Origin of the sequence: Paraburkholderia sp. UCT2 (genome assembly GCF_014397665.1) — a bacterium.
Lineage (GTDB): Bacteria > Pseudomonadota > Gammaproteobacteria > Burkholderiales > Burkholderiaceae > Paraburkholderia > Paraburkholderia tuberum.
Genome location: NZ_VZQO01000011.1, coordinates 26,873 through 53,783, shown reverse-complemented (window position 1 = coordinate 53,783; position 26,911 = coordinate 26,873). Strand labels below are relative to the sequence as shown.

Below are 26,911 nucleotides of genomic sequence, written 5' to 3'. Positions count from 1 at the left end.
ACGGCAACACCATTCCCACACAGCAGGACCCATTGCGCAGGAGACAAACATGCTTCAGAAGTCGCAGCGTCTGAAACGTATCCAGGTAGTCGCCGTCGTCTTTCTGACGGTGGCGGGCGTCGTCAATTATCTCGACCGCAGCACGCTGTCGATCGCGAATCATCTGGTCAGCGAGGAATTGCATCTGTCCGCTTCGCAGATGGGGCTGCTGCTGTCCGCGTTCTCGTTGTCGTATGCGTTCGCGCAGTTGCCGGTCGGCGCGCTGCTGGACCGTTTCGGATCGCGCGTGATGCTCGGCCTCGGCATGCTCGTGTGGTCGATCGCCCAGGTCGCGGGCGGCTTCATCCAGACGCTCAATCACTTTCTCACGGCGCGCGTCGTGCTCGGCATCGCCGAGGCGCCGCTGTTTCCGGCCGGCGCGAAAGTCGTCAGCGAATGGTTCGCGGTACGCGAGCGCGGCACGCCGATCGGCATCTTCATCTCGTCATCCACCATTGCGCCGATGATCGCACCGCCGCTGCTCACGGTGCTGATGCTTTCCTTCGGATGGCGAACGATGTTCGTCATCATGGGCGTGATCGGCATTGTCGTCGCGCTCGCGTGGTACCTCGTCTATCGCAATCGCAGCGATATCGCGCTGACCGAAGAAGAAACCGCGCATCTGAACGAAGGCGCGAGCGGCCAGGAGAATCCGCAGGGCCTCAGCTGGTCCGAATGGGGCGCGCTGTTCAAGCTGCGCAACACGTGGGGCATGATCTTCGGCTTCATGGGCGTGATCTACATGGTGTGGCTCTATCTGACGTGGCTGCCCGGCTATCTGGAGCGTGAGCGTCATCTGAGCATCGCGCACACCGGCTGGCTCGTCGCGATTCCGTATGTGTTCGGCACGATCGGCATGGCGAGCAGCGGCGTGATCGCCGACTATCTGTTGAAGCGCGGCATGGCGCCGATCCGCAGCCGCAAGTGGCCGCTGTGCGTCGGTCTCGTCGGCGCGGCCGCATTCACGGTGCCGGCCGCCTACACACCGAGCACGACACTCGCGATCGTCTACGTCTCGCTCGCGATGCTGTTCGTGAACCTGTCGAGCGGCAGCGCATGGGCGCTCGTCAGCGTCGCCGCGCCGCGACATCTGGTGGCGTCGCTCGGCAGCATGCAGAACTTCGGTGGCTATCTGGGCGGCTCGTTCGCGCCGGTGATCACCGGCATTGTCGTCGATCGGACGCATTCGTTCGTCAACGCGCTGCTGATCAGCGCGGCCGTCGCGTTCGCGGCGGCGCTCGTCTATCTGTTCGTCGTCCAGGAAGTGGCGCCCGCGCCGCTCGCGAACTCGATCGAGACCCAACCCACCTGAGGCGGCTTCTCCCATGACGTTCCAGAACCAGCTCCTCGAAGGCAAGACCGCGCTCGTGACCGGCGGCTTGTCCGGTATCGGCGCGGCGATCGCCAACACGCTCGCGCAGCTTGGCGCGCACACGGTGGCGGCTGGTTTGCCGCTGCCCGAAGGCACGCCCGATACGCTCAATCGCGAGATTGCGCGCGTCACGCTGGATGTCCGCTCGGGCAACGCCGTCACGGCCGCGGTGAACGCGTTCGAGCGTCTCGACATCGTGGTCAACTGCGCCGGCGTGATCAGCCGCGTCGAAGAACATCGGCTCGACGTGTTCGAACGCGTGATGGATATCAATCTGAACGGCACGATGCGCGTGTGCGCCGCCGCGCGCGATTCGTTGAAGGCGTCGGCGGGCTGCATCGTCAATACGGCGTCGATGCTGAGTTTTTTCGGCGGCGGTCTCGTGCCCGCTTATAGCGCGAGCAAGGGCGCGGTGGCGCAGCTAACGAAGTCGCTCGCGATCGCCTATGCCGCCGACGGCATTCGCGTCAATGCGGTTGCGCCGGGCTGGATCGCAACGCCCCTTACCCAGGCGTTGCAGGACGACGATGGACGCTCGCTGGCGATTCTGGAACGTACGCCGCTGCGTCGCTGGGGCACGCCGGAGGAAGTCGCGCAGGTCGCGGTGTTCCTGTGCTCGCCGGCGGCGTCGTTCATGACGGGCGCAATCGTGCCGGTCGACGGCGGATATCTCGTCGCGTGATCGAGTCGTCGCGTGAAGCGGCGCCGCCGTCGTTCGACGCCATCGATAAAGGCATAATTGCGTGTCCCTGCTCTGCCCTGCCTCTGTGTGATGTCGAGTTCCGCTTCCAAACCCCGTTCCCACGCCGGCGCCGCCGGCCATGACGCTGTCGGGCACGCCGACGACAAAGCCGACTCCAAGGCCGTCGCCGGCGCGGCCGCGTTCTCGAAGTTCATCGCGGTGCTGCAACTGATCGCCGATGCGCCAACGCCGCCCAACGTCGCGAAGCTGAGCGCGGCGAGCGGCTATCCGCGCCCGACCGTCCATCGCATCGTCGCGGCTTTGCAGGCTGAAGGGCTGATCGTCGCGAGCGGCAGCGGCAACACCTTCGGCCTCGGACCGCGCCTGATCAACCTTGCGAGCCATAGCTGGGAGCGCTCGGACCTGCGGCTCGCGGCCGTCGATGCGTTGATGGCGTTGCGCGACTTCACATCGGAGACGATCCACCTCGCGGTGCCCAGCCAGGGCGAGATGGTCTACATCGAAAAGCTCGAAAGCCCGCACGCGGTGCGCATGGCATCGCGCATCGGCACGCGTGTGTCGCTGACGTCGAGTTCGGTCGGCAAGGCGTATCTGGCGACACTCAGCGTGGCCGAGCGCGAGGCGCTGCTGAAGAACGCGCCGCTCGAGCGTTTCACCGAGCACACGCTGACCGACCTCGACGCCGTGCGCCGCGAGCTCGACGCGACCGCGCAGCGGGGCTACGCGGAAGACCGCGAGGAGAACGAAGTATCGATCTGCTGCTACGGCGCCGCGATCCGCGGCCCGGACGGCCGCGCGGCCGGCTGCGTGAGCATCAGCATGCCGACCTTCCGCCGCCGCGACGATGTGCAAGCCACTTACATCGAGCCGCTGCTTGCGGCATGCCGCACGATCGCGGCGCGGCTGGGGCCGGCGAGCGGCAGATAGCGGACGATAGTGCGGCCGCGCCCGCCGATAAACTGCTATTCTTGCTGTCGCGCGGCCGCTCTGGCCGCCCGCCGCGTGCAAGCGGCAGACCCCGACAAGCTCCCGGCGGCGCTCACGCGCCCGCCTTCGCAAAGACAGGAATACGCATGTTCGGTTTTCTGCGCGGCTACTTTTCCAACGACCTGGCAATCGACCTCGGTACGTCGAACACGCTGATCTACATGCGCGGCAAGGGCATCGTTCTCGACGAGCCGTCGGTCGTGTCGATCCGCCAGGAAGGCGGGCCGAACGGCAAGAAGATCATCCTCGCCGTGGGCCGCGAAGCGAAGCAGATGCTCGGCAAAGTACCGGGCAACATCGAGGCGATCCGCCCAATGAAAGACGGCGTGATCGCCGATTTCAACATCACCCAGCAGATGATCAAGCGCTTCATCCAGATGGCGCACGAGTCGCGGCTGTTTGCGCCATCGCCGCGCATCATCATCTGCGTGCCGTGCGGTTCGACCCAGGTCGAGCGCCGCGCGATCAAGGAGGCCGCGCATAGCGCGGGCGCCTCGCAGGTCTATCTGATCGAGGAACCGATGGCCGCGGCGACGGGCGCCGGCCTGCCGGTGTCGGATGCAACCGGTTCGATGGTCGTCGATATCGGCGGCGGCACCACCGAGGTCGGCGTGATCTCGCTCGGCGGCATTGTGTACAAAGGCTCGGTGCGCGTCGGCGGCGACAAGTTCGACGACGCCATCGTCAACTACATCCGCCGCAACTACGGCATGCTGATCGGCGAGCAGACCGCCGAGGCGATCAAGAAGGAAATCGGCTCCGCGTTTCCGGGCTCCGAGGTCATGGAGATGGAAGTCAAAGGCCGTAACATGTCCGAGGGCATTCCGCGCAGCTTCACTGTGTCGAGCAACGAGATCCTCGAAGCGCTGACCGATCCGCTGAATCAGATCGTGTCGTCGGTGAAGATCGCACTGGAACAGACGCCACCGGAACTCGGCGCGGACATCGCCGAGCGCGGCATCACGCTCGCGGGTGGCGGCGCGCTGCTGCGCGACCTCGACCGTCTGCTCGCCGAGGAAACCGGCCTGCCGGTGTTCGTTGCAGAGGCGCCGCTGACCTGCGTGGTACGCGGCTCGGGCATGGCGCTGGAGCGGATCGAGAAGTTCGGCAGCTCGTTTTCCTACGATTGATGCGCGTGCCGAACGCTGAACGATGACGACCCTGCCCGCCTACGAGCCGCCCGTCGACGAAACCGAGCTGCTGTTGAAATGGATTCGCCGCGCGCGCGAATCGCAGATGAGCCATTACGACATGGCGGATCTGCTGTCGGCGCGCGAGCGCCGCATGGGCTGGCTCGTGACCGCGCTGACCGCGTTCGTCGGCACGGCGGTGTTCGCGTCGTTGAGCGCGCCGCCGGTGTCGATCGAGATGCGGATAGTCGTTGGGCTCGTCAGCGTGGCGGCGGCGATGTCGGCCGCGTTGCAGACGTTCCTGCGTTATGCGGAGCGTGCCGAGAAGCATCGCGCGGCCGGTGCGCGCTATGGCGCGGTGCGTCGGCGGCTCGAAGCGGTGTTTGCCGGCGACGCCGATGCGCGCGAAGCGCACTACCTCACCGGGATCCGTACCGAACTCGACCGTCTCGCCGAAGACTCGCCGAACGTGCCGCCGCGGATCTTCTATCGCACGCAGCGCACGTTGCTGGCGGACAGGCCGCGTCGGCGTGATGCGTGAAACAGGCGGCCGGGTGCGCCTTCGCCTTCGCTTTCGTTTCCGTTTCAGATCACAGATCGTCCGCGCTGATACCCAGCTCGGTCGCCATGCGCCGCACGACGGCCTGAAGACGGCTGACTTCATCGGCGAGACGCTTCTGCTCGGCCTTCAGCGCCTCGAATGTCGACAGCGGCACGCTGTCGTCCTCGGCGAGCGCGGACTGCGCGGCTTCGGTGATGCTGAGCTCGCCGCACAACAGATGCATCCAGCGATTCTCACGCTCGCCCGCCATGCGCGGCAGCCGGACGACGCGAGGCGGATCGTTCGCGGCCAACTCGTCGAGAAACGCCTCGACCGACGAAATATCGGCGAAGCCATGCAGGCGCGCGCTGTTCAGGCGCAATTCGGCGGCCGTTTGCGCGCCGCGCAGCAGCAGCGTGGTCAGCAGCGCGATCGACTGTCCCGGCAGCCCGAGCACGCGGTTCATGTTGTGCTCGAAGCGCGGCACGCGGCTGCTGCTGCCCTCGAACACGAGGCTCAGGCGTTTCAGGCCGTCGACGGCGGTCAGTACCTCGGCCTCGGTCGCGCTCATCACCGGCGCGCGGCCGGTCTTCTGATTGCAGCCGAGCGTCAGCGCGTTCAGCGACAACGGATAACTGTCGGGTACCGTGTGCTGTTTTTCGACGAGCACGCCGAGAACACGTCCTTCGAGCGCAGTCAGCGCGCGCAGCGAGGGTCGGGAAGGAGCGTCGGGAGTCGAATTCATGGGATTGCGAGGTCTCGTGGAAGATGCGCGCGCCGTTCGCGGCTGGACGGCGCGTTCTGTCAGGTGGGCACTATGATAAACGTGGCGAGCCCGGCGCGGCGAGCGAATCTGCGCTGCCGGCGAAGCGCGCACGCCGGCAAAACCCGCCACATCTGCTAGTGTGAGTTGATCGACATTCTGTTTCGCGGAGACGCCATGCGGTCCACAAGCTCGAGATCGAGCGAATCCGCCCGCCTGACCGACGCGCAGATCGCCGCCGAAGCAGCGCGCCGTCTCGCGTGGGATTCGGCCGTGCCGCCGCGCGCCGTGCGCGTGAAGGTCGCGCGGGGGCGCATCACGCTGTCGGGCGAGCTTCAGCGCGAAGCACAGCGCGCCGCGATGCTCGAAGACGTGACGCGTCTGTTCGGCGTCACTTCAGTCGCGGACCGGACCGTCGTCCGCAAGGACTGACCTGAGTCAGGCGAGTCAGCTCCCGCCCGCTTGCAGCAGTTCCCGGCAATGCCGCGCGATCTGCCTTTCCTCCTCGGTGTGCAACACCCTCACCTTGCCCGCCGGATCGTTTTCGATGAGCCCAAGAAACGCAAGCCCATCGCATACGCGCCGCCGAACCTCGGCGCTGTGCTCGCCGATCCCGCCGGTAAACACGAGCAGATCGATGCCGCCAAGCAGTGCCGCGTACCCGCCGATCGTCTTGCGCACCGCGGTCGCGAAGGCATCGAGCGCGAGCGACGGCCGCGCGTCGCCGGCCGCCGCGCGTTTTTCGAGCACTTGCATGTCGCTTTCGCCGTCCGCGTAACCGGCCAGCCCGCTGCGGCGATTGAGCAGCGCTTCCAGCGCATCGGCGTCGAGCCGTTCCGCGCGCAGCAGATACAGCAGCACGCCCGGATCGAGGTCACCGCAGCGCGTGCCCATCGGGATGCCGCCGGTCGGCGTCAGGCCCATCGACGTATCGACCGAGCGGCCGTCGAGCAGCGCGCACAGGCTCGCCCCATTGCCGAGATGCGCGAACACCGCTCGCGACGGCAACGCCGCGCCGAGCTGCATGACCAGCGATTCGTACGACAGTCCATGAAAGCCATAGCGGATCACACCAGCGTCCGCGTAACGGCCCGGTAACGCGAGCTGCGCCGCACGCGGCGGCAGCGTCGCGTGAAACGCGGTGTCGAAGCACGCATAGTGCGGCGCGTCGGCGAAGATCTGCGTGGCTTCATCGATGAGCGCGAGTGCCGGCGGGATATGCAGCGGCGCGAAGTGCAGCGCGTCGCGCAACTGACGGCGCACGTCGTCGGTGATGAGCTGGTGCGTGCGCAGATGCGGACCGCCATGCACGACGCGATGCCCCACCGCCGAGGGCCGCGCATGATGCTGTTGCACGAGCACCTGCGAGAGCGCCTGCAACGCCTCGGTCTGCGATTGGAGCAAGTGCTCCTGCTGCAACAGCACGCGGCCATCGGCCGCTCTGATCCGCAGGCGGCCGTCGTCGCGGCCGATGCCCTCGGCCGCGCCTTCGAGCAGCAGTGTTTCGTCGTTGGCCGAATGGGCGAACAGCCCGAACTTCAGCGATGACGACCCGCTGTTCAGCACGAGGATCGTCCGTTCCTGATCGTGGTCGTGCATGGCGCCTCCTCGCTCAGCCTTTCCACGTCCAGTTGCGGATTTCCTCCTTGTCGATCCCTTCCTCGTGTGCGTACGCGAGATGCTCGATGATCTGCCCGCGCAGCCACTCCTTCGTATGATCGCCGACGCCGCGCAGCGACGGCACGCGATCGATCGCATCGATCGCCAGCGTGAAGCGGTCGACGCCGTTGATGATCGCGAGTTCGAGCGGGGTATTGATGTTGCCCTTCTCGTTATAGCCATGCACGTGCATGTTTCCGTGATTCTGACGGTTGTACGTGAGCTTGTGCACGAGCGCCGCATACGAGTGGAAGTTGAAGATCACCGGCTTGCTGGTCGTAAACAGCGAATCGAAATCGCGGTCGGACAGTCCATGCGGATGCGCATGCTCGGGCATCAGGCGGAACAGATCGACCACGTTGACGAAGCGGATCTTCAGCGTCGGGCAGCGCTCCTTCAGGATCTGCACGGCGGCGAGCGCTTCCATCGTCGCGATGTCGCCCGCGCACGCGATCACGACGTCCGGCTCGACGCCCTGATCGGTCGACGCCCAGTCCCAGATGCCGATGCCCTTGGTGCAATGCGTGACGGCCGCGTCCATGTCGAGATAGTCCAGGTGCGGCTGCTTGTCGGACACGATCACGTTCACGTAGTCGCGCGAGCGCAGGCAGTGATCGGCGACGCTCAGCAGACAGTTCGCGTCGGGCGGCAGATAGATGCGCACGACGTCCGGGCTCTTGTTGGTGACCACGTCGAGAAAACCGGGGTCCTGGTGCGTGAAACCGTTGTGATCCTGGCGCCACACGATCGACGTGATCAGCAGATTGAGCGACGGCACCGGCTGCCGCCAGCCGAGCTCGCGCTTGGCTTTTTCGAGCCACTTCGCGTGCTGGTTGAACATCGAGTCGATCACGTGCACGAACGCTTCGTAGGTCGCGAAGAGTCCGTGACGGCCTGTCAGCGCATAGCCTTCCAACCAGCCTTCGAGCGTGTGCTCGCTGAGCATTTCCATCACGCGGCCATCGGGCGACAGTTCGCCGCCGTCCGCGTCGCCCGGTTCGAGCGCGGCGAGCCAGGTCTTGCCCGACGCTTCATAGACCGCGTGCAGCTTGTTGCTCGAAGTTTCGTCGGGACCGAACAGCCGGAAGTTCGACATGTTGTTGCGCATCACGTCGCGCAGGAACGTGCCGAGCACCGCGGTCGGCGACGTATACGCCGCCGCCGGTTTCTTCACGGCCACCGCGTAGTCGCGGAACGGCGGCATGTCGAGCATCTTGCACAACAGCCCGCCGTTCGCGTGCGGATTCGCGCTGATGCGGCGCGCGCCCTCGGGCGCGAGCGCGCGCAGTTCTTCGACGAGCCGGCCGTTCGCATCGAACAGCGTTTCGGGGCCGTAGCTGCGCAGCCAATCTTCGACGATCTGCAGACTCTTGCGATTGCTCACCGCATCGGCCACCGGCACCTGATGCGAGCGCCACGAGCCTTCCACCTTGTGACCGTCGACTTCCTTCGGCCCGGTCCAGCCCTTCGGCGAGCGCAGCACGATCATCGGCCAGCGCGGCCGCGTGGTGTCGTTGTTCTGCCGCGCATGCTGCTGGATCGCGCGAATTTCGTCGATGCATTGTTCGAGCGTCGCGGCCATCTGCTGATGCATCGTGTCGGGATCGTCGCCTTCGACGAAATACGGCTTGTGCCCGTAGCCGACCATCAATGCTTCGAGTTCCTCACGCGGAATGCGCGCGAGCAGCGTGGGGTTGGCGATCTTGTAGCCGTTCAGATGCAGCACCGGCAACACCGCGCCGTCGCGGATCGGGTTCAGGAATTTGTTCGAATGCCACGACGTGGCGAGCGGGCCGGTTTCCGCTTCGCCGTCGCCGATCATCACGGTGACGATCAGCTCGGGGTTGTCGAACGCGGCGCCGTAGCCGTGCGACAGGCTGTAGCCGAGTTCGCCCCCTTCGTGAATCGAGCCCGGCGTTTCGGGCGTGCAATGCGAACCGATGCCGCCCGGGAACGAGAATTGCCGGAAAAAGCGCCGCATACCGGCTTCGTCCTCGCTGCGGTCCGGATAAATTTCCGAGTAGTGGCCTTCCAGGTAGCAGTGCGCGAGGCTCGCGGGGGCGCCGTGACCGGGGCCGGACAGAAAGATCACGTCGAGATCGTGTTTGCGGATCAGCCGGTTCAGATGCACGAGCACGAAGCTCTGGCCGGCGTCGGAGCCCCAGTGGCCGAGCAGCCGGTTCTTGATGTGCTCGGCCTTCAGTGGTTTCCGCAGCAACGGGTTGTCGCGCAGATAGATCATGCCGACCGACAGGTAATTGCATGCGCGCCAGTAGCGATCGAGGTTGCGCAGCGTATCGGGATCCAGAACTTGCGGTGGGGTGGGATGCGAGGTTGCTTCGGCCATGGCGTCACTCCTCGAAAAGAACTGTCAGGCTGGTTGGCGGATGATGCGGCGCACTCGAAACGAAGCCGGGCGGTGCGAGTCGAATGTACTAAGCTGCTCAAACGGGGGCGAATGCTTTCTACTCCTCCCAGTATGTCGCGCTGAATGTGGCATTCGTGCTGCAACTCGTTGCGCTGTCTGCTTTCTTTTCGTGATTTTCTGTCTCAGGTCAATGGCCGCCATGTCGACATCTCCCAGTGCGCTCAAAGTGCTCGTGGTCCTGGTCCTTACGCTCGTGTTCACATGCCTGGCTGTCGCCATACCGATCGGCATATTCGGGCTGCTGGTCAAGCTGTTCAGTCACGTCTAGCACAGCGGCGCGGCTGCCAGCATGCGAACGCGAGCGCCACGGAATGTGTATGCTCGCTGAAAGACCGGGCGCGGCATTGGCAATGCGCCGCTCATTCATCGCAAGGAGAGTGCCTTGACCGACCACACCGACAACCCGCCCGCATCGCAACCCGATCTCGAATTGCAGGCGCTTGCGCGCGAAGTCTTCGACCTCGCGCGGCGCGGCGATGCGACGATGCTCGCGGCCGTCATCGAGAAAGGCGTGCCGCCGAATTTGCGCAACGAGCGCGGCGACAGCCTGCTGATGCTCGCGAGCTACCACGGCCACGTCGACGCGGTGCGCACGCTGCTCGACCGGGGCGCCGATGCGAACCTGCGCAACGACGCGGGCCAGACGCCGATCGCGGGCGCCGCGTTCAAGGGCTTCGACAAGGTGATCGAAACCTTGCTCGCGCATGGCGCCGACGTCGAAGGCGCATCGCCCGATGGCCGTACCGCGCTGATGATCGCGGCGATGTTCAACCGCACCGCGATCGTCGATCTGCTGCTTGCGCACGGCGCGGACCCGCATGCGCGCGACGCGAACGGCGTCAGCGCGGCCGATGCCGCCGCACGGATGGGCGCGGCCGATACCGAGGCGCGCCTGAAAGCGCTGGGCGCGTGAGCCCGCGATGTCACCCATGAAACGGCGCCCGCACACCACGCGCGGCGCCGCCTAGTTGCCCTTCGCGCTACGCAACAGCGTTTCCACGTCGATCTCCGCCAACTCGCCGATCCGCCCGACCGTCACGTCCGCGGGCGGATTGCTCGCGATCTCCTTCGCATCGAACGCATAGTGTCCCTGGCGCGGGAACACGGTGGTCAGCTCCGCGCCCCATGCCTTCTTCATCGCGCTCAGAATTCGCAGCTTGTCGTCGACCATCACGTAATGGCGCGCCGGATAGCATTCCATCACCTGGTCGAGCATCAACTCCTTGTGGATGTAGATCAGCACGCGCCCGTCGACTTCGTTCCACAGGCCCGAGCGCGAAATCTTGCGCGGCTGGAACACGACGTCGCCATCCGACAGGATCACCGTCGGCCCGTGCTTGCCGAGATGCCGCAGCGCGTCGAGCGCACCCGGATAGAGCCGGTTCGCAAACGGATACTCGATCAGGAACGAAGACATCAACAGCAGGCGCGTGTCGCGTGGATGCTCGGTCCGGTAGCGCTGCAGCGCGCCGAGGTAATCGGCGTAACCGAGTTCGGTGCGCAGGTTCTCGAAGATTTCCCAGTAGCGCGCACTGTTCTCTTCGCCGAACTGGCCCATCATGTGCGCGCGCAGATCCTGCAGCACGTGATCGTTGTCGAGCAGCGTGTTGTCGCAATCGAACAGAAACACGACGTCGTGCGGCGTGGCGGAGCTGACTGGCATCGGGGTTCCTTGTGGCAAGTTCGGCGGGACGGTTCGGCGGATCGGCGTGATAGCGGACGCGTGGATGGCCTCGGCTACTTCAGCCCGCCGTCCGGCGCAACGGGTTTTTCCGCGTGGCCGCCGAAATCGTGCCGCATCGCCGACAGCACGCGATTCGCGAAATCGGCTTCTCCGCGTGAACTGAAGCGCGCGAACAGCGCCGCGCTGAGCACCGGTGTCGGCACACCTTCGTCGATGGCCGCCGTGACGGTCCAGCGCCCCTCGCCCGAATCCGATACGCGGCCCGCGTAGCCTTTCAGTTCGGTGTCGCCGGCGAGCGAGCCGGCGATCAGGTCGAGCAGCCACGAGCCGATCACACTGCCGCGCCGCCAGACCTCGGCGATGTCCGCGAGATTCAGATCGTACTGATACAGCTCGGGACGGCGCAGCGGCGAGGTCTCCGCGTCGGCCTCGCGCGCGTGGCGGCCGGCGTCGGCGTGGCGCAGCACGTTCAGACCCTCGGCGTAGGCGGCCATCAGCCCATACTCGATGCCGTTATGAACCATCTTGACGAAATGCCCCGCGCCTTGCGGGCCGCAATGCAGAAAGCCCTGCTCAGCGGTGCTCGCGCCCGCCGCGCGGCCCGGTGTCGCGCTCTGCGTGCCCGCGCCGGGCGCCAACGTCGAGAAGATCGGTTCGAGCCGTTTGACGACCTCAGCCTCGCCGCCGATCATCAGGCAGTAGCCGCGCTCGCGCCCCGCGACGCCGCCGCTCGTGCCGACGTCCACGTAGTGAAGCTGGCGCGCGCCGAGTTGCTGGCCGCGGCGGATGTCGTCGTGGTAGTAGGAGTTGCCGCCGTCGATCACGACGTCGCCCGGCTCGAGCAGCGGCACGAGCTTGTCGAGCGTCGCGTCGACCACGGCGGCGGGCACCATCAGCCACACGGCGCGCGGCTTGTCGAGCTTCGCGACGAGGTCTTCGAGCGAGCTCGCGCCGGCCACGCCTTCCTGCTTCAGCCTGTCGACCGCCGCCGGCTGCACGTCGTAGACGATGCACTGCTGAGCTCCCCTGGTCAGGCGCCGCACCATGTCGGCGCCCATTCGTCCCAATCCAATCATGCCTAGCTGCATGGCTCGCTCCGAAAGATGCTGCGTTGCGCTGCCCGATTTTCCGGTCGCCGTGTTGCGGCGGCGTGGCTGCCCTTAAGCATAGACGCTGTGTCGCGAGCTACGCCGCAGGTATCGAAGCAAGCCGCACTTTTTTGCAGAGGCGCAGCGCGGCTCAAAGTTCCTCGCAACTGGAGGCGCGCCGCATCCGCACGAAAGCGAACGCGGCGGGCTCACGTGTCATTCGCTACGCTCGGGCACGCGCGTGCCGCGGCGGGTGGCCAGCTTCGCGTATTGCTCGGCCGCGACGCGCTTGACCGCGCGCCACATCAGCGGATAGCGATAGCCGGGCACCGCGAACAGCACCAGCGCGCACAGCCCCAGCAGCCCGCAGAACAGGAACGTGCCGCGATAGCTGAACGCCTGCACGAGCAGCCCCGACAGCACGCCCGACAGGATCGAGCCGACCCGCGCCGCATTGAAGAACAGCGCGGTCGCGCGCCCGGGCGAATGCGGCATCAGATCCTGCACGTAGGTCATGCCGAGGCACGAGGTCACGGCGACCACGAATGCGTTCAGCATCTGCATCGGGATCAGCTCGCTGACGTTGCCCGCCAGCGACATCGCGACGAAGTACACCGCATGCACGGCCGCGCACGCGGCAAGCCAGTTCGGCTTGTGCAGCGACGACGACTTCGCGCCGAGCGCGAGCATCATCGGGATCTCGGTCAGCGCGCCGAGACCGAGCATCACCGACACGTCGAGATGCGTGCCGTTGAGCCCATGCACGATGTACAGCGGCAGTACGATCATCGTCGCGTTCGCGGCGAGGCCGAGCAAGGTCAGCGCGGTCACCGAGCGCAGGATGTCGTTCGCCGACGCGACCGGCAGCGTTTCGTGCGCGTCCTCGCCGGGCTGCCTCAGCGGCGGCACCGTGATCGACGCGGACGGCTCCGACGCGGTGTCCTCGACCGTGTGATCGCCGAGATGGCTCTGCGGCTCCTGCATGCGCCAGACGATGAAGCCGCAGGTCGCGAAGCTGGCGGCCGCGAACAGGAAGAGTCCGGTGAAGCTCGTCGCGGCGAGCACCAGCGCGCCGACCGCCGGCCCGAACACCCATGCGGCCGAGAGGATCGTACGCAGCGTCGCGCTCGCGAACACGCGCTCGGCAGGGTCGGGCACCGGCAGCGCCGCGCGGCTGAACGAGAACACCATCGAAATCGCCGAACCGCCCGCGCCGATGAACACGATGCCGACCACGAGCAGCAGCCGGTAATCGCGCACCACGCACAGACACAGGTAGCCGAGCGCGGCTGCGATGAGCGCCGCCAGCAATAACGGTCGATGCCGCCCGCTCCGGTCGCTCCAGCGCCCCGCCGCCGTGCTCGCGAGCACGCCGCTCGCGGCGATCAGCGTCATGAATACGCCGAGCCGGAACGGCGTCATGCCGGCGCGTTCGATGCCGAACAGAGACAGATACGGGGCGGTGAAGGACATTGCCACACCGAGCATCAGGGTGGCGGCGGCGAGCGGCTTGAAGCCAGGAATGCGAAGCAGGTCGAAAAAACGCGCAGTTTTCAACACGGGGACGGTGGGTCAGGTGGAGCGGGCCTCGATACGCAGCGAAGCGCTCGAAGGCACGTTAGGCGTCGCAGGCAGGGGGCCGGAACGACCGGGGCATTATCGACCCGGAGCGCGGCTCGCGTAAACCCGCTAATAGCTGTCCCAAATCCGTGAGGCGCGCGCGGATGCATCCGGCGACTCGCGCCGCGCCGTGCCGATGCGTGCCGTTAGCGGCAAGCTGCTGGCACGCTCAACGCTACTTGCCCTCAGTTGCGCGCATTTGCTGCGCCTGCGCCTTGTAGTCGTAGGTCGGATAAAACTCGGTGTGATAGCCGCCCCACGCGGTCGATTCGATCGCGCGGTTCACTTCACGCAACCGGCTCGCGGGCACGCGCAGCGTCACGACCTGCCCGATGCCCATCATCACGTACCACGACACGACTTCGATGCCTGGCGGCGGGAAGGTCTTGAAGAAGCCCTGCTCGCGCAGTTGATCGTTGATTTTCGGCAGCGGCTTCGATTCGTCGTGGCGCAGGAAGATCGTCAGCAGGAAGGTGTCGTCGGCGGGGGCGGAGGCTGCCGTGGCTGGGGTGGCCGCAATCGTGGCGGGGGGCGCCGCGTCGGCGCCGTGCGCGAGCGGCGCGATGGCCAACATGACCAACGATGCAGCCAGCGCGACCGCCCGCGCGCCGCGCGTCGAAAGCCGATCAGCGGAAAGACCAGCGACTGCCGATGCAATGGGCATAAAACGCCTCCATGACGGATTGAACTCAACTTCGATCACACCCCTGCGCGCAGCAATCCCCGCTCCAGCGCGAACGCATCACACCACGACGTAGCCGCGCTGTTCGAGCGTCCAGCGGTGCCACCGGTTGCCATACGCGCCGCATGCGAACGCGAACACGATCGACAGCACGAAGCCGATCAGATCGGCCGTCTCGCCCCACAGACCGATGCCCAGCAGGATCACGTTGATGCCTAGCATCACGAACGCGGCGAACCACATTCGCTTGGACAGCGCCCAGATGAAGCCGAGCAGGCACGCGCCCCAGCTGAAGCCGGTCGCGACCGCGATAGCGTCTTTGTGTTGCGGATGCTGCAGATAGATTCGTGCGTTCATGTTTTGCGAGGTTCCGTGCGATGACGCGGCGCGTCGATCGGTCGAGCACGCGCGCACCGCTTTTTAACATGCCGCGGTGACACCGCGCGCATCGGCAGCATACGGCTGCTGCGCTGACGATCCGCGGCATAGCTGCTACCCTTGGCAGATCACGATCAGCAGCGGAGCACGCATGACCTCGCCGACAGCTTATTCCCCGAAAGGACCGACCCGCGCCGAGCTGGACTCGCTGCCCGGCGTCACCGTCGTCGAATTCGGCACCGACTGGTGCGGCTATTGCCAGGGCGCGCAGGCATCGATCCGGCAGGCGCTCGCGCCGCACGCGGGCCTGCGGCATCTGAAGATCGAGGACGGCCCCGGCCGCCCGCTCGGCCGCTCGTTCAAGGTCAAGCTGTGGCCGACGCTCGTGCTGATGCGCGACGGCGCCGAGGTCGCGCGCGTGGTGCGGCCACGCAGCGCCGAGGATATCGACGACGCGTTCGCGTCGCTCTGAGATTCGAGCTCCGTCATGCGCCAGGTCATCCATCATCTGAGTATCCAGGCCCGCGGCCGCGGCCTCGTCGAATTTACCGACGACGCGCGCCGCTTCGTCGACGATACGGACATCCGTACCGGTCTGCTGACGCTGTTTTGCCGGCACACGTCGGCGTCGCTGCTGATTCAGGAGAATGCCGATCCGTCCGTGCGGCGAGATCTGCAGCGCTACTTCGAGACCCTCGCGCCCGAGGACGACACGCGCTACGAGCACGACACCGAAGGCCCCGACGACATGCCCGCGCATCTGCGCACGGCGCTCACCCAGGTGCAGTTGTCCGTGCCCGTCGAGCATGGAAGGATGGTGCTCGGCACATGGCAGGGGCTGTATCTGTTCGAACATCGGCGTCACCCGCAGCCGCGCGATATCGTGTTGCATCTGCTCGGCGAATGAAGTCCGCTTTCGCACCCACTCGTCACGCAAAGGAAACTGTCACCGGCACTTCTCCGCACACTGCATCGAACGGAGCCTACCCAAGGGAGCACACCTCATGGACACCCGTAGCGAGCTGCAAGCCACCGTCAAGGCGATGGTTCAACCGGGCAAGGGTCTTCTCGCCGCCGACGAAAGCGGCCCGACCATCGCCAAACGCTTCAAGACGATCGGCCTCGATTCGAGCGAGGAAAACCGTCGCGCGTATCGCAACCTGCTCCTGACGACGCCCGGTCTCGGCGAGTTCGTGAGCGGCGTGATCCTCTACGAAGAAACGCTCGGCCAGAAAGCCGACGACGGCACGCCGTTCCCGCAGGTGGCCGCGGCAAACGGCATCGTGCCCGGCATCAAGGTCGACCTCGGCAAGGTGCCGCTCGCGCTCGCTCCCGGCGACGAGATCACCGAAGGCCTCGACGGTCTCGCCAAACGCTTCGCCGATTACAAGCGGCAAGGCGCGCGCTTCGCGAAGTGGCGCGCGGTCTACAACATCACGGCGAGCCTGCCGAGCCGGCTCGCGATCGAGGCGAACGCCGATTCGCTCGCGCGCTACGCGGCGATCAGCCAGGAAGCCGGCATCGTGCCGATCGTCGAACCCGAGGTGCTGATGGACGGCGAGCACACGATCGAGCGTTGCGCGGAAGTCACCGAGGCCGTGTTGCACGAGGTGTTTCATGCGCTGCATCGGCATCGCGTGGTGCTCGAACATATCGTGCTGAAGCCGAGCATGGTGCTGGCCGGCTCCGAGCATCAGCAGCAGTCGAGCACGGCGCATATCGCGGCGGCAACCGTGCGCGTGCTGATGCGTACGGTGCCCTCTTCGGTTCCCGGTCTCGTGTTCCTGTCGGGCGGACAGTCGCCCGAGGAGGCTACCGCCAATCTCAGTGCGATGAACCGGCTCGGCGCGCTGCCGTGGAATCTGAGCTTTTCGTACGGGCGCGCGTTGCAGGAGCCGCCGTTGAATGCGTGGCGCGGACAGCCGGCCAACGTGAAGGAAGCGCAGCAGGCGTTGCTCAAGCGCGCGCGTCTGAACGGCGCGGCCGCGCTCGGCAAGTACGACGCGGCGATGGAAAAGGATTGACCGCTGGCGAGCGATTGCGAATCGCCAGTAATCACGTTTATGTACAAAACGGCGGGAGCCGACACGCCGGGTCACACCCGACGCGCGACTCCAGCCGCCCTTCTGCCTTGATACGCTGCGCTTACTGCCCCTTCGTATCGCTGCTCGCGTCGGCGCCCGGCGTATTCGTCGAGTCGGTCATGGGCTTCTTCGACTTCGAATGCTTCTTCATGTGATGGTGAGTCGAAGGCGTGGCCGTCCCGGTCGCGCCCGCATCGCCGCCCTCGCGTGTCGAGGTCGCGGCGTTGGTGTTCGGGTCGTTGCCGGCCGGCCCCCCGCCGCCTGCGCCACCGCCGGCCCCTTGCGCCATTGCGAGCGACGAAGCCGCGAGCAAGATGGAAACGAGCACTGCGTGTCTGATCTTCATGGCGATTCTCCTCGGTGTCGAGAGTGTCGAAAGGAAGTGGGCGCGCGGTGACCGCACGCGCAAACCTCGCGCTCTTTTCAGCAAGGGCTGTGCCGCAGCACAGCACGCCAGGAAAAGCCCATGGACGCGATAGACGAACGGTGCCGCGGCTTCAGGTGCCGCAAGCCAGCAGCGCATGCAGTTCGTCGATATTGAACGGCTTCGCGAGTATCGCAATGCCGAGCCGACGCGCGCGGTCGAGCTCGTCGGCGTAACCGGTCATCAGCGCGATCTTCTGCGACGGCCACGCGCTGCGGATCTTCTCCGCCAGGTCGATACCGTTCAGCTTGCCCGGCATCTGGATGTCCGACAGCACGAGCTCGAAGCGCTCGCCAGCGTTCAGCACGTCGAACGCCTGGTCGGCGGTCGGCTCGTGATGCACCTCGCAGCCGAAGGTTTCGAGCACCGCGGTCACGCCGGCAGCGACGTCCTCGTTGTCCTCGACGAGCAGCACGGCCCCGGCCGCGGTCGGCAGCGGCTGGCGCGCATCGGCGCCGGCCAGCGCGGCGCCCTCACGATAGCGCGGCAAAAACATCCGCACCGTCGTGCCGCTGCCCAGCACGCTGTCGATCTTCGCGGTGCCACCGGCCTGCTCGGACATCGACAGCACCTGAGCGAGCCCGAGGCCGGTGCCCGAGCCGCGCAGCTTGGTCGTGAACAGCGGCTCGAACGCGCGTCGCGCGACCGATTCGGGCATCCCTTCGCCGTCGTCGGAACAGGCGATCAGCACGTACTCGCCGTCCGGCAGCAGCGTATCGCTGCCGACCAGCCGATTGTTCTGGCAGCGGATCACGAAGCGTCCGCCGCGCGGCATCGCATCGCGCGCGTTCATCGCGATGTTCACGATCGCGAACTCGAGATCGGTTGGATCGACAAGCACCTGCCACAGGTTCTCCGGCATGCGCAACGCCAGTTCGACCGTGTCGCCGAGCGCCGCGTTGATCAGCGGCACGGCGGCCGGCAGCCAGCGCGCAAGCTCGACGGGCTCCTGCTTCAGCGGCTGCTTGCGCGCGACGCTCAAGAGACGCCGCGTCAGCGCTTCGGCCGTGGCCGTGGCACGCTCGACCGCATGCACTTCCTTCTCGAGATCGTTGTAGTGCTTGAGGCGCGCGAGCTCGGTGTTCGCCGACACCACCATCAGCAGGTTGTTGAAATCGTGCGCGACATTCGCGACCAGATTGCCGAGCGCGCCCATGCGCTGCAGTTGCCGGCTCGACGCCTCGGCCGACAGACGCATCGCGACCTCGCCCTGCCACCGCTCCCACGCGCGCCGCTCCGCCTCGAGCTGACGCAGCGAATACAGCACGAGCCACCAGATCGCGATGCAGGGCACCGCCGTCAGCGCCGCGATCAACATAAAGTGCGTGCGCCACGCCGCCACGATCGATGACATCGCGTACGCGCTCATCACATACAACGGATAGTCGCCGACGCGGCGAAACGCGAGCAGCCGCTCGACACCGTCGACGGTCGAATTCAGATGCACGTGCCCGAACAGCTGTTTGTCGCGCAACGCGGACATGAACGCGCTGTGCATCGACGGCCGCGCGCCGGCCGGCCATGGCGGATAGCGCACCAGCAGATTGCCGTCCTGCCGGTACAGCGCAAGCGCGAGGGACGGATCGCCGTTGGTCAGCTCGCGATAGAAGCGCGAAAAATATTCGTTGCGCAGCGCCACCGTGACCACGCCGAGAAACTGACCGTCCGTACCCGTGCGGGCGATCGCGGTCGTGAACACGTCAATCTTCGACAGCGCGCTGAACATCGGCAGCGAGAAATACGGCTGCGGACGCATCGCCTTCGCGGCGAGAAAGTCCTCGCGCAAGCCGATCGTCATCGCCGGCGCCGGATACGCGAGGCTCGACGCAAGTAACTGGCCGTTCACGCCGAGCAGCGAGATCGACGCCACCTGCGGAAAGTCGCCGCCGATGCTCTGCAGACGCTCGTGCAATTCGCGCTCGCGCGCGCGGATCTGCGCGTCGTCGGAATTGCCGAGCAGTTCGATCACGCGCGAGGCCATCTGCCGGTTCAAATCCAGCACCTTGACGGCCTGCTCCTGCGCCACGCGCGCGATGCGGTCGATCATATCGTTCGCATCGGAGATGCGGCGCTGGTAGTCGAAGTAGCCATAGCCCACGAGGCAGGCCAATGGAAACACGATCGACACGGCCAGCAAGATCAGCAGCATGCGCCGCGTCGCGGCGAAGTTGCGTGACGGCATCGGCACATCGACTGCGACACGTTCTGCACGCTGCACGGTCACCTGCTCCATCAAAGTTGCATACGGTCAGGGAAGGCATTGCCTGTGAATTCGCACGCCGCTGTTCGCGCGCTAATTCCCCTGTCTCGAAATTTACCGCAACTCGGCCTATCTTCCCAAGCAGCTTCACGGCATCACTCCGCCGACGCGTCCGGGCACGACGATTGCTGCCTTATCGCTGCTTGATGGCAAGCGTACTTCCGTCACCGCTCGCGACGCGTTTGCGTGCGCTGCGCGAGCTCTTTCTTGCGCGAGGCCTCACCATGTCCACGACTGCCCGCCGCGTCGCGCGGCTCCCGGAATTGCCAGCGGACCGCGCGGTGCGCGTGATCGTGGACGGCACGCCGATTCTGCTCGTGCGCGATGGCGACACCGTGCGGGCGTACTCGCCTGATTGCCCGCATGCCGGGGGCCCGCTCGAAGAGGGCGCGCTGTGCCACGGCCGCATCATCTGCCCATGGCACAAGGGTACGTTCGACGTCGCGACCGGCAACGTGCTCGAGCCGCCCGCGCTGCTGCCGCTCGATCGCTACCCGGTCACGCTCGATGGCGACGACGTGCTCGTGTCGGCGGAAAAAATCGCAGCGCCGGAACCGGCGGCGCACACATCCCCGCCCGATGCCACCGCGCAAGACAAGCACTACGTGGTAATCGGCGCGGGCGCGGCCGGCGCCGCTGCCTGTGCCGCGTTACGCGAGTTCGGCTTCGAGGGCCGCATCACGCTGATCGGCGACGAAGCGCACGCACCCTATGACCGCACCTCGCTGAGCAAATTCGTCCCCTCGTTTGAAATGACGCCCGCCGAGGTGCCGCCGCTGCTGCCGACCGACTGGCTGCACACGCACGGCATCGAGCGCATCGTCGCGAAGGTCGCGCGGCTCGACGTGCCTGCGCACACGATCCATTTCGAAGCCGGCGCGGGTGGTAGCGAGCAGAGCATCGAGCCGCTGAAATACGACACCGCGCTGCTCGCGACCGGCAGCGTGCCGAAAGTGCCCGACATGCCCGGCTGCGAACTCGGCGGCGTGCATGTGCTTCGACACCTCGACGATGCCGCCGCGTTGATCGACGCGCTCGGCGACGATGCATCGCAAACCCGCGTCGCGATTCTCGGCAGCAGCTTCATCGGCCTCGAAGTCGCGTCCGCGTTGCGCAAGCACGGCGTGCCCGTCACCGTGATTTCGCGCGACAAGGTGCCATTCGCGAAGCAGTTCGGCGAGCGCGCGGGCCAGATGTTTCGCGCGCTGCACGAAAGCAATGGCGTGAAGTTTTATCTCGACGCCAAGGTCGCCTCGCTCGAGGGCGAGGAAGGCAATGTGCATACGGTGATGCTCGCCGGCGGCGAGGCCATCGCGGCCGATGTCGTGCTGCTGGGCACGGGGGTTGAGCCGGCTACGGGGTTTGTCGAAGGACTGCCGTTGCAGAAGGACGGCGGCGTGGTCGTCAATGCCGGCATGAACGCCGCGTGCGGTCTGTATGCGGCCGGCGATATCGCCGTGTTCACGCTGCATGAGAACCAGGAGCCGGTGCGTATCGAGCATTGGCGCGTCGCGCAGCAGCATGCGCGCATCGCCGCGCAGAACATGTGCGGTTTGCGCAATCGCTATGCCGACGTGCCGTTCTTCTGGACCTATCACTACGGCAAGAACTTCGAATACCTCGGCCACGCGAGCGAGTGGGATGAGATCGTCGTCGATGGCGACTTCGATCATCACCAGTTCATCGCCCTGTACGTGCGCGACGGCCACGTCGACGCGGTGTTCGCCTGCGAGCGCGAAGCGCTGACCGCGCGGCTTTCCGACGCGATGCGCGGCGGGCTGTCGCGGGCCGACGCGCTCGCGATCATCGGCGCGCCGGAAGCGGCGGCGTCGTGACGATGCGCACGTGGACTCGCGCGATCCGATGTCTTGACGTTCAACCTGGAGCAAGGAGCCACCATGACGACAAACAAGGAAAAGCATCCGCACTCGGAAAAGAGCGAGCAGCAGATCGACAAGCAGGTCGAAGACAGCTTCCCGGCTAGCGACCCGCCTTCGACGGGAGGCACCACGAAGATCGAGCCGGAGCAGGACAAGTCGAAGGGCAGGCACGACAAGCCCGCCGGTCAATAGGCGGATAACAAGCCGCGATGCCGGGACGCATCAGCAACGATTGATTGCTCAGGAAAACCACCTATCGGCCATCCTCGAACTGCGGCTCCGCGATCACCGTTCGCGTCGCATCGATGCGACGGCACGCGGCCAGCATCTGCTGCAACGACGTCACGGAGCACTCCGCTTCCAGCGATTCCTGCTGTTCCGCGCTCCACTGCTGCGTATCCTTGGGTGTCCAAAGGCCGACCACGATCGCCACCTTCGGCAAGCGCGTGCGGATGCGCCGGATCAGATTGCGCAAATGCGACGGAATGCCGTCGATCTGCAGATACAGAAGGCAGACGATGCCCACGTCGTCCGCCACGAGGCTGTCGATCGACGCGCGCGACACCGCCTCGTGCGGCAGCGAGCGCGCCGCGAAGCCGTGCTTGCCGAGCAACTGCAGCAGAATGATCGTCGCGAGCGCATCGAGCGGGCCACGGCCCGGCAGGCACAACACGCGGCTCGTCGGCGCATGCCACGCGAATACGGGCGCGGCAGCGGACGGTTGGCTGAACGCCCCCTGCTCCGGGCCGTGGATCTGTTCGGGCGTGACCGCAGTGGTGCTGATGCCGCTGTTCGCGGCGTCGACCGATCGCGGCATCGCCCGCGCGGCCTGCGTTTCGTCTGAGGGCGCGAGCGGCCCCACTGCGCCCCGGTTCGCCTGCGTCGCGAGCGGCGCGGGCTCGATATCCTCGTAACCGTCGAGGCCGTCGACCAGGTCGTTGGTCGTCGACTCGATGCGCGCGAGTTGCGCGCTGGTCACGCTGCCGCGCGTCACGTCGTTGGCCGCGAGCCGCAAGCCCTGGATCGCGACTTTGTCGTAATAGGCAGACAGCGAGCAGTCGCGCAATAGCACTTCGGCCTGCTCGATCGCGTCATCCGGATCGCCGGCGAGCGCGCGTTGATAGAAGTTTTCGACCGGCGTCAGCGCGGGCTGATCGCCGAGCAGCACGTCGAGAAACTCGAGACGCCGCACGTGCCGCCCGAGCACCAGCAGACACAGCGTCAACGGTGTCGACAGGATCAGCCCGATCGGCCCCCAGATCCAGCTCCAGAAGATCGCCGCGACCACCACCGAAAACGGCGACAGGCCGGTGCTGCGCCCATACAGCAGCGGCTCGACCACCTGCCCCACCGCCAGCTCCGCGACCACGAACAGCACCAGCGACCAGATCGCCATCGCCCAGCCGGGACTGACCGCGGCGGCGAGCGCGGTGGGCAGTATCGCCGCGATCCAGATGCCGACGTAGGGCACGAGCCGCAGCAGGGCGGCGAGAACGCCCCACAGGATCGGGCTCGGCACGCCGATCAGAAACAGCCCCGTCCCGATCACGACGCCGACGCCGGTGTTGACGCCGAGTTGCGACACGAAGTAGCGGCTCAGGCGCCGCGCGGTCTCGTCCATCACCGTGGTCGTGCGATGCAGGTCGCGCGAGCCGAACAGCCGGATCGCGCGATCGCGCAGGTCGTCGCGTTGCAGCAGGATCACGATCGTGACGACGAAAACGATGAACGCGGTTTCCAACGGACTGATGGCCGGCGACAGCACGCGTCGCGCGAGCTCGAACGGCGTCGGCACCGGCTCGCGCACTTCCACCGGCACCGCCGTCGACGCCTGCGGACTCGCCGCGGCCGCCGCGCCGTTCGGCGCTCGCGGCTGCGGCGGCTCGAGCGTCGCGCGCTGCAATGCCTGCCCCGCCTCGCTCGCGAAACGGTTCAGCTTGCCGATCGTCAGACTGTGCACGGTGTCGATCTTGTGCTGGATGGTCGCCTGATAGCGCGGCATGCCGACCGCGAGATCGGTCAGCTGTGTGGCGATTACCGCGCACAGCAGCGCGATGACCGACACCGAGATCAGGACCGCCGCGCACACCGACGCGACATGGCCGAGTTTGAGCCGGGTCAGCGCATCGGCGAGCGGTGCGACGAGAAAGCTCAACAGGATCGCGAGCGTGATCGGAATCATCACCGCGCTCGCGACGTACAGGCATGCGACCGCGATCACGCCGACGCCGAACGTGACGAGGCCCTCGATACCGAATGCGGTGGAGGCCGCCTGAATGCGCGAGGCGGCACTCGTGCCGCGCGGCTCGGGTGTGTCGTTCATGTTGCGGAGCGAAGATCGGGCATGGAAAAACGGTCCCTGAGCCGCACGCGGTTCGCCGGCTCGGAGTCTTATTACTCAATACCATTGAGCAATGTCTATTTCATCGAATCGCCCGACACCGGCCCGCTCTCGACCGGTGGTGCCTCCTTCTCGATCTCACTGCGGGCCTGCTCCCAGTATTGCTCGGGCGTGCCCTTCGGCTCGGCCGCCTGCTCCCACAGATAGTAGGCGCGCGTGCGGATCTGCTCCTCGACGCTCGGTTCCTGTTCCATTTGTTCACTCCAGCTTGGCCGTTTGCGTGCGCGCGTCTGCCGTGGCGAAGATCGCAGACGCGTGCGTATCGTCAACGACAGAAGGAGCAAACCTTGTACCTGTGCTGCGGCCCGCTTTTGCAACGGGGCTGGCGTCGCTCGCCAGCCTGCACTAGCCTGGCGCGGAGTCGCCTTCGTCGGAAGTCAACTGCTCTTCGAGGCGGTCGAACACGCGCTGCGTCGCGCGGCTCGGCGCTTCGAGCGCGAACAGCAGCAGCGAGCGGCCGGTCACCTGGTAGGCATCGCCCGCGCTGAATTGCGGCAGCTCGGCGCGCACCGGCATGTTGGTGTCGACGAGGCAGGTCCAAAAATCGCCCTCGGGAATGTCGGGCAGCGTGAAGTTGACGACGTCGTGATACGCGTTCAGCACCAGCAGCAAGGTCGCGTCGGACGCGAGACGGCGAATGCCGCTCGCCTGCGCACGGCCGTCGATCACGAGGCCGAAGCAGCGCATCGCCGGATCGGCCCACTGCTCGCCCGTGATGTCGGTGCCGTCCGGCGATAGCCAGCGCGTGTCGGTCACGTCGAGCGTCTCGTTGTATTCGCCAGTCAGAAAACGGCCGCGCCGCAGCACCGGCAAACGGTGGCGCAGCGTGGTCAGATTGCGCACGAACTCGGTCAGCGCGCGGCCGTCGTCGTCGATCGCATCCCAATCGACCCAGCTGATCTCGTTGTCCTGGCAATACGCGTTGTTGTTGCCCTGCTGCGTGCGGCCGAATTCGTCGCCGGCGAGGATCATCGGCGTGCCCTGCGACAGCAACAGCGTCGCGAGCAGATTGCGCTTCTGGCGCTCGCGTTGCTGGCGGATGTCGGCGTCGTCGGTCGGTCCTTCGACGCCCATGTTCCACGACTTGTTGTCCGAATGGCCGTCGCGGTTGTCCTCGCCGTTTGCCTCGTTGTGCTTGTCGTTGTACGAGACCAGATCGTTCAGCGTGAAGCCGTCGTGCGCGGCAATGAAGTTCACGCTTGCCCACGGCCGCCGGCCGCGATGATTGAACTTGTCGCCCGACGCGGTGACGCGCGTCGCGAGATCGGCGGCGGTGCCCTCGTCGCCCTTCCAGTACGCCCGCGCGGTGTCGCGGAAGCGATCGTTCCATTCGGCCCAGCCGGGCGGAAAACCGCCCACCTGATAGCCGCCGGGGCCGCAATCCCACGGCTCGGCGATCAGCCGGATGCTGGAGAGGACCGGGTCCTGGCGGCAGCTGTCGAGAAAGCCGCCGCCCTCGTCGAAGCCGTGATCTTCGCGGCCGAGGATCGTCGCGAGATCGAAGCGGAAGCCGTCCACTTTCATTTCGGTGACCCAGTAGCGCAGGCTGTCGGTCACCATCTGCAGCACACGCGGATGCGACAGGTTCAGCGTATTGCCGGTGCCGGTGTCGTTGATGTAGTAGCGCGGCTCGTCGGGCATCAGCCGGTAGTACGACGCGTTGTCGATGCCCTTGAACGAGACCGTCGGGCCGCGTTCGTTGCCTTCGGCCGTGTGGTTGTACACGACGTCGAGTATCACTTCGAGATCGGCCTGGTGAAAGCGGTCGACCATCTCCTTGAATTCGCCGACCGACTCGGTCGATGACGCGAAAAAGCGCGGATCGGCCGCGAAGAAGCCGATCGTGTTGTAACCCCAGTAGTTCGTGAGACCCTTGTCGAGCAGATGGCTGTCGTTGACGAAAGTCTGGATCGGCATCAGCTCGACCGAGGTCACGCCAAGGCTGCGGATATGGTCGAGCACCGACTGCTGCGCCAGACCCGCGAACGTGCCGCGCAGACGCTCGGGCACCCGCGGATGACGTTTCGTGTAGCCGCGCACGTGCGTCTCGTAGAGAATCACGCGCTCCCACGGCAGCGCGTTGCGCTCCGGATGGCTCCACGAAAAATTCGCGTCGACCACCTTGCACTTCGGCACGAAAGGCGCGCTGTCGCGTTCATCGAATGACAGGTCGAGCACTTCCGAGCCGAGCGTATAGCCGAAGATTTCCGGCGCCCATTTCAGCTCGCCGATGTGCGCCTTCGCATATGGATCGAGCAGCAGCTTGTTCGGATTGAAGCGATGCCCGTTTTCGGGCTCGTAGGGACCATGCACGCGATATCCATAGACGGCGCCCGGTTTCAGATTCGGTACGAACACATGCCATACCTCGTCGGTGTATTCGGGCAGCTCGATCCGTTCGAGTTCGTGTTGGCCAGTTTCATCGAACAGACACAGTTCGACTTTGGTTGCGTGCGCGGAGAACAACGCGAAGTTGACGCCACTGCCGTTCCATGTCGCGCCGAGCGGAAAAGGCGTGCCTTCGGCAATGCGCGTCGAGTAGCTGGCTGGGGATGACATAGGTGTTCTCAGTGGCTGCAAGGAGGTTGGTATCTCAGGGTCATGCATGTGTTTTTTTCAACTGCCTTTCCACGTGTTCTTTGCTGCTCATTGTTCCAGTGTAGGCATTCGAGGCCCGCGCGCCGGACATTGCACCCGCGCGCAAGCAGCGCGCCGGTGCGTGTGTAGCAACTTATGGGCCTGATCCGCCGCGCTTTCCCTCAGCTCAAAGTCGCGGCATGAGATTTGC

At 65.9% G+C, this 26,911-nt stretch carries 25 protein-coding genes; 12 read left to right on the top strand and 13 right to left on the bottom strand.

Annotated elements, in window-relative coordinates; all coding sequences use genetic code 11:
- Positions 1 to 49 precede the first annotated feature (49 nt).
- From F6X39_RS11585 to F6X39_RS11565, 5 genes are all read left to right on the top strand, one after another.
- The gene (locus F6X39_RS11585) at positions 50 to 1,351 is read left to right on the top strand and encodes an MFS transporter (protein ID WP_187616729.1); all 1,302 of its coding nucleotides are present in this window, start codon (positions 50 to 52) and stop codon (positions 1,349 to 1,351) included.
- A 13-nt stretch (positions 1,352 to 1,364) separates the two neighbouring features.
- Positions 1,365 to 2,093: an SDR family NAD(P)-dependent oxidoreductase gene (locus tag F6X39_RS11580; RefSeq protein ID WP_018425118.1), complete on the top strand. Its 729-nt coding sequence runs from the start codon at positions 1,365 to 1,367 to the stop codon at positions 2,091 to 2,093.
- 90 nt (positions 2,094 to 2,183) lie between these two features.
- Positions 2,184 to 3,041, top strand: coding sequence for an IclR family transcriptional regulator (locus tag F6X39_RS11575; RefSeq protein WP_187616728.1), 858 nt, complete (start codon positions 2,184 to 2,186; stop codon positions 3,039 to 3,041).
- Between the two features lie 146 nt (positions 3,042 to 3,187).
- Positions 3,188 to 4,231 carry a rod shape-determining protein gene (locus F6X39_RS11570; protein ID WP_013091688.1) on the top strand — a complete coding sequence of 348 codons (1,044 nt, stop codon included), beginning with the start codon at positions 3,188 to 3,190 and terminating at the stop codon, positions 4,229 to 4,231.
- 22 nt (positions 4,232 to 4,253) lie between these two features.
- On the top strand, positions 4,254 to 4,772 hold the full coding sequence (locus F6X39_RS11565; protein ID WP_018425120.1) for an SLATT domain-containing protein: 519 nt from the start codon (positions 4,254 to 4,256) through the stop codon (positions 4,770 to 4,772).
- Between the two features lie 49 nt (positions 4,773 to 4,821).
- Here F6X39_RS11565 and F6X39_RS11560 read toward each other — a convergent pair whose 3' ends face one another.
- Positions 4,822 to 5,517: a YceH family protein gene (locus tag F6X39_RS11560; protein ID WP_187616727.1), complete on the bottom strand. Its 696-nt coding sequence runs from the start codon at positions 5,515 to 5,517 to the stop codon at positions 4,822 to 4,824.
- Between the two features lie 195 nt (positions 5,518 to 5,712).
- Here F6X39_RS11560 and F6X39_RS11555 point away from each other — a divergent pair, with 195 nt between their 5' ends.
- Positions 5,713 to 5,967 (top strand): BON domain-containing protein, encoded by a 255-nt coding sequence (locus tag F6X39_RS11555; RefSeq protein ID WP_187616726.1) that lies wholly within the window; start codon positions 5,713 to 5,715, stop codon positions 5,965 to 5,967.
- Positions 5,968 to 5,982: 15 nt separating this feature from the next.
- Here F6X39_RS11555 and F6X39_RS11550 read toward each other — a convergent pair whose 3' ends face one another.
- Both F6X39_RS11550 and F6X39_RS11545 read right to left on the bottom strand, forming a co-directional pair.
- A complete protein-coding gene (locus F6X39_RS11550) occupies positions 5,983 to 7,134 on the bottom strand; it encodes an acetate/propionate family kinase (protein WP_187616725.1) in 1,152 nt (383 codons plus the stop codon).
- 13 nt (positions 7,135 to 7,147) lie between these two features.
- Complete coding sequence (locus F6X39_RS11545) at positions 7,148 to 9,541, bottom strand: phosphoketolase (RefSeq protein ID WP_187616724.1); 2,394 nt, start codon at positions 9,539 to 9,541, stop codon at positions 7,148 to 7,150.
- Positions 9,542 to 10,004: 463 nt separating this feature from the next.
- On the opposite strand from F6X39_RS11545, the gene F6X39_RS11540 reads away from it, so the two are divergent.
- Positions 10,005 to 10,535, top strand: a complete 531-nt coding sequence (locus F6X39_RS11540; RefSeq protein WP_187616723.1) for an ankyrin repeat domain-containing protein — start codon at positions 10,005 to 10,007, stop codon at positions 10,533 to 10,535.
- Positions 10,536 to 10,586: 51 nt separating this feature from the next.
- On the opposite strand, the gene F6X39_RS11535 is transcribed toward F6X39_RS11540, so the two are convergent.
- From F6X39_RS11535 to F6X39_RS11515, 5 genes are all read right to left on the bottom strand, one after another.
- Positions 10,587 to 11,285, bottom strand: a complete 699-nt coding sequence (locus F6X39_RS11535; protein ID WP_187616722.1) for an HAD family hydrolase — start codon at positions 11,283 to 11,285, stop codon at positions 10,587 to 10,589.
- A 74-nt stretch (positions 11,286 to 11,359) separates the two neighbouring features.
- Entirely contained in the window at positions 11,360 to 12,394 is a 1,035-nt protein-coding gene (gnd, locus tag F6X39_RS11530; protein WP_187616721.1) for a phosphogluconate dehydrogenase (NAD(+)-dependent, decarboxylating), read from the bottom strand.
- A 216-nt stretch (positions 12,395 to 12,610) separates the two neighbouring features.
- Complete coding sequence (locus F6X39_RS11525; RefSeq protein WP_187616720.1) at positions 12,611 to 13,954, bottom strand: sugar efflux transporter; 1,344 nt, start codon at positions 13,952 to 13,954, stop codon at positions 12,611 to 12,613.
- 235 nt (positions 13,955 to 14,189) lie between these two features.
- Positions 14,190 to 14,678, bottom strand: coding sequence for a hypothetical protein (locus tag F6X39_RS11520; protein WP_187616719.1), 489 nt, complete (start codon positions 14,676 to 14,678; stop codon positions 14,190 to 14,192).
- Positions 14,679 to 14,756: 78 nt separating this feature from the next.
- Positions 14,757 to 15,053 (bottom strand): DUF2628 domain-containing protein, encoded by a 297-nt coding sequence (locus F6X39_RS11515; protein WP_090810532.1) that lies wholly within the window; start codon positions 15,051 to 15,053, stop codon positions 14,757 to 14,759.
- Between the two features lie 172 nt (positions 15,054 to 15,225).
- On the opposite strand from F6X39_RS11515, the gene F6X39_RS11510 reads away from it, so the two are divergent.
- The 3 genes from F6X39_RS11510 to F6X39_RS11500 all read left to right on the top strand — a co-directional run bounded on the left by F6X39_RS11510 (position 15,226) and on the right by F6X39_RS11500 (position 17,098).
- Complete coding sequence (locus F6X39_RS11510; protein ID WP_090809954.1) at positions 15,226 to 15,546, top strand: thioredoxin family protein; 321 nt, start codon at positions 15,226 to 15,228, stop codon at positions 15,544 to 15,546.
- A 15-nt stretch (positions 15,547 to 15,561) separates the two neighbouring features.
- Positions 15,562 to 15,981 (top strand): secondary thiamine-phosphate synthase enzyme YjbQ, encoded by a 420-nt coding sequence (locus tag F6X39_RS11505; protein WP_187616718.1) that lies wholly within the window; start codon positions 15,562 to 15,564, stop codon positions 15,979 to 15,981.
- A 97-nt stretch (positions 15,982 to 16,078) separates the two neighbouring features.
- Positions 16,079 to 17,098, top strand: a complete 1,020-nt coding sequence (locus tag F6X39_RS11500; RefSeq protein ID WP_187616717.1) for a class I fructose-bisphosphate aldolase — start codon at positions 16,079 to 16,081, stop codon at positions 17,096 to 17,098.
- Positions 17,099 to 17,219: 121 nt separating this feature from the next.
- Here the strand turns inward: F6X39_RS11500 and F6X39_RS11495 are convergent, their stop codons facing one another.
- Positions 17,220 to 17,504: a hypothetical protein gene (locus F6X39_RS11495; protein WP_184035170.1), complete on the bottom strand. Its 285-nt coding sequence runs from the start codon at positions 17,502 to 17,504 to the stop codon at positions 17,220 to 17,222.
- Positions 17,505 to 17,655: 151 nt separating this feature from the next.
- Positions 17,656 to 19,815 carry a hybrid sensor histidine kinase/response regulator gene (locus F6X39_RS11490; RefSeq protein ID WP_187616716.1) on the bottom strand — a complete coding sequence of 720 codons (2,160 nt, stop codon included), beginning with the start codon at positions 19,813 to 19,815 and terminating at the stop codon, positions 17,656 to 17,658.
- A 251-nt stretch (positions 19,816 to 20,066) separates the two neighbouring features.
- Between F6X39_RS11490 and F6X39_RS11485 the strand changes: the two genes are divergently transcribed.
- Together F6X39_RS11485 and F6X39_RS11480 are read left to right on the top strand one after the other, a co-directional pair.
- Complete coding sequence (locus tag F6X39_RS11485; protein ID WP_187616715.1) at positions 20,067 to 21,677, top strand: FAD-dependent oxidoreductase; 1,611 nt, start codon at positions 20,067 to 20,069, stop codon at positions 21,675 to 21,677.
- Positions 21,678 to 21,740: 63 nt separating this feature from the next.
- A complete protein-coding gene (locus tag F6X39_RS11480) occupies positions 21,741 to 21,914 on the top strand; it encodes a hypothetical protein (RefSeq protein WP_187616714.1) in 174 nt (57 codons plus the stop codon).
- Positions 21,915 to 21,975: 61 nt separating this feature from the next.
- On the opposite strand, the gene F6X39_RS11475 is transcribed toward F6X39_RS11480, so the two are convergent.
- The 3 genes from F6X39_RS11475 to glgX all read right to left on the bottom strand — a co-directional run bounded on the left by F6X39_RS11475 (position 21,976) and on the right by glgX (position 26,682).
- Positions 21,976 to 24,045, bottom strand: a complete 2,070-nt coding sequence (locus tag F6X39_RS11475) for an AI-2E family transporter (RefSeq protein ID WP_187616713.1) — start codon at positions 24,043 to 24,045, stop codon at positions 21,976 to 21,978.
- A gap of 95 nt (positions 24,046 to 24,140) precedes the next feature.
- Positions 24,141 to 24,317, bottom strand: coding sequence for a DUF2934 domain-containing protein (locus tag F6X39_RS11470; protein WP_184035182.1), 177 nt, complete (start codon positions 24,315 to 24,317; stop codon positions 24,141 to 24,143).
- A gap of 151 nt (positions 24,318 to 24,468) precedes the next feature.
- On the bottom strand, positions 24,469 to 26,682 hold the full coding sequence (gene glgX, locus F6X39_RS11465) for a glycogen debranching protein GlgX (RefSeq protein ID WP_187616712.1): 2,214 nt from the start codon (positions 26,680 to 26,682) through the stop codon (positions 24,469 to 24,471).
- Positions 26,683 to 26,911 lie beyond the last annotated feature (229 nt).

Coding starts and splice junctions, on each gene's coding strand:
- F6X39_RS11585 (WP_187616729.1), top strand. CDS start 50: ATGCTTCAGAAGTCGCAGCGTCTGAAACGTATCCAGGTAGTCGCCGTC.
- F6X39_RS11580 (WP_018425118.1), top strand. CDS start 1,365: ATGACGTTCCAGAACCAGCTCCTCGAAGGCAAGACCGCGCTCGTGACC.
- F6X39_RS11575 (WP_187616728.1), top strand. CDS start 2,184: ATGTCGAGTTCCGCTTCCAAACCCCGTTCCCACGCCGGCGCCGCCGGC.
- F6X39_RS11570 (WP_013091688.1), top strand. CDS start 3,188: ATGTTCGGTTTTCTGCGCGGCTACTTTTCCAACGACCTGGCAATCGAC.
- F6X39_RS11565 (WP_018425120.1), top strand. CDS start 4,254: ATGACGACCCTGCCCGCCTACGAGCCGCCCGTCGACGAAACCGAGCTG.
- F6X39_RS11560 (WP_187616727.1), bottom strand. CDS start 5,517: ATGAATTCGACTCCCGACGCTCCTTCCCGACCCTCGCTGCGCGCGCTG.
- F6X39_RS11555 (WP_187616726.1), top strand. CDS start 5,713: ATGCGGTCCACAAGCTCGAGATCGAGCGAATCCGCCCGCCTGACCGAC.
- F6X39_RS11550 (WP_187616725.1), bottom strand. CDS start 7,134: ATGCACGACCACGATCAGGAACGGACGATCCTCGTGCTGAACAGCGGG.
- F6X39_RS11545 (WP_187616724.1), bottom strand. CDS start 9,541: ATGGCCGAAGCAACCTCGCATCCCACCCCACCGCAAGTTCTGGATCCC.
- F6X39_RS11535 (WP_187616722.1), bottom strand. CDS start 11,285: ATGCCAGTCAGCTCCGCCACGCCGCACGACGTCGTGTTTCTGTTCGAT.
- gnd (WP_187616721.1), bottom strand. CDS start 12,394: ATGCAGCTAGGCATGATTGGATTGGGACGAATGGGCGCCGACATGGTG.
- F6X39_RS11520 (WP_187616719.1), bottom strand. CDS start 14,678: ATGCCCATTGCATCGGCAGTCGCTGGTCTTTCCGCTGATCGGCTTTCG.
- F6X39_RS11515 (WP_090810532.1), bottom strand. CDS start 15,053: ATGAACGCACGAATCTATCTGCAGCATCCGCAACACAAAGACGCTATC.
- F6X39_RS11510 (WP_090809954.1), top strand. CDS start 15,226: ATGACCTCGCCGACAGCTTATTCCCCGAAAGGACCGACCCGCGCCGAG.
- F6X39_RS11505 (WP_187616718.1), top strand. CDS start 15,562: ATGCGCCAGGTCATCCATCATCTGAGTATCCAGGCCCGCGGCCGCGGC.
- F6X39_RS11500 (WP_187616717.1), top strand. CDS start 16,079: ATGGACACCCGTAGCGAGCTGCAAGCCACCGTCAAGGCGATGGTTCAA.
- F6X39_RS11495 (WP_184035170.1), bottom strand. CDS start 17,504: ATGAAGATCAGACACGCAGTGCTCGTTTCCATCTTGCTCGCGGCTTCG.
- F6X39_RS11490 (WP_187616716.1), bottom strand. CDS start 19,815: ATGGAGCAGGTGACCGTGCAGCGTGCAGAACGTGTCGCAGTCGATGTG.
- F6X39_RS11485 (WP_187616715.1), top strand. CDS start 20,067: ATGTCCACGACTGCCCGCCGCGTCGCGCGGCTCCCGGAATTGCCAGCG.
- F6X39_RS11480 (WP_187616714.1), top strand. CDS start 21,741: ATGACGACAAACAAGGAAAAGCATCCGCACTCGGAAAAGAGCGAGCAG.
- F6X39_RS11475 (WP_187616713.1), bottom strand. CDS start 24,045: ATGAACGACACACCCGAGCCGCGCGGCACGAGTGCCGCCTCGCGCATT.
- F6X39_RS11470 (WP_184035182.1), bottom strand. CDS start 24,317: ATGGAACAGGAACCGAGCGTCGAGGAGCAGATCCGCACGCGCGCCTAC.
- glgX (WP_187616712.1), bottom strand. CDS start 26,682: ATGTCATCCCCAGCCAGCTACTCGACGCGCATTGCCGAAGGCACGCCT.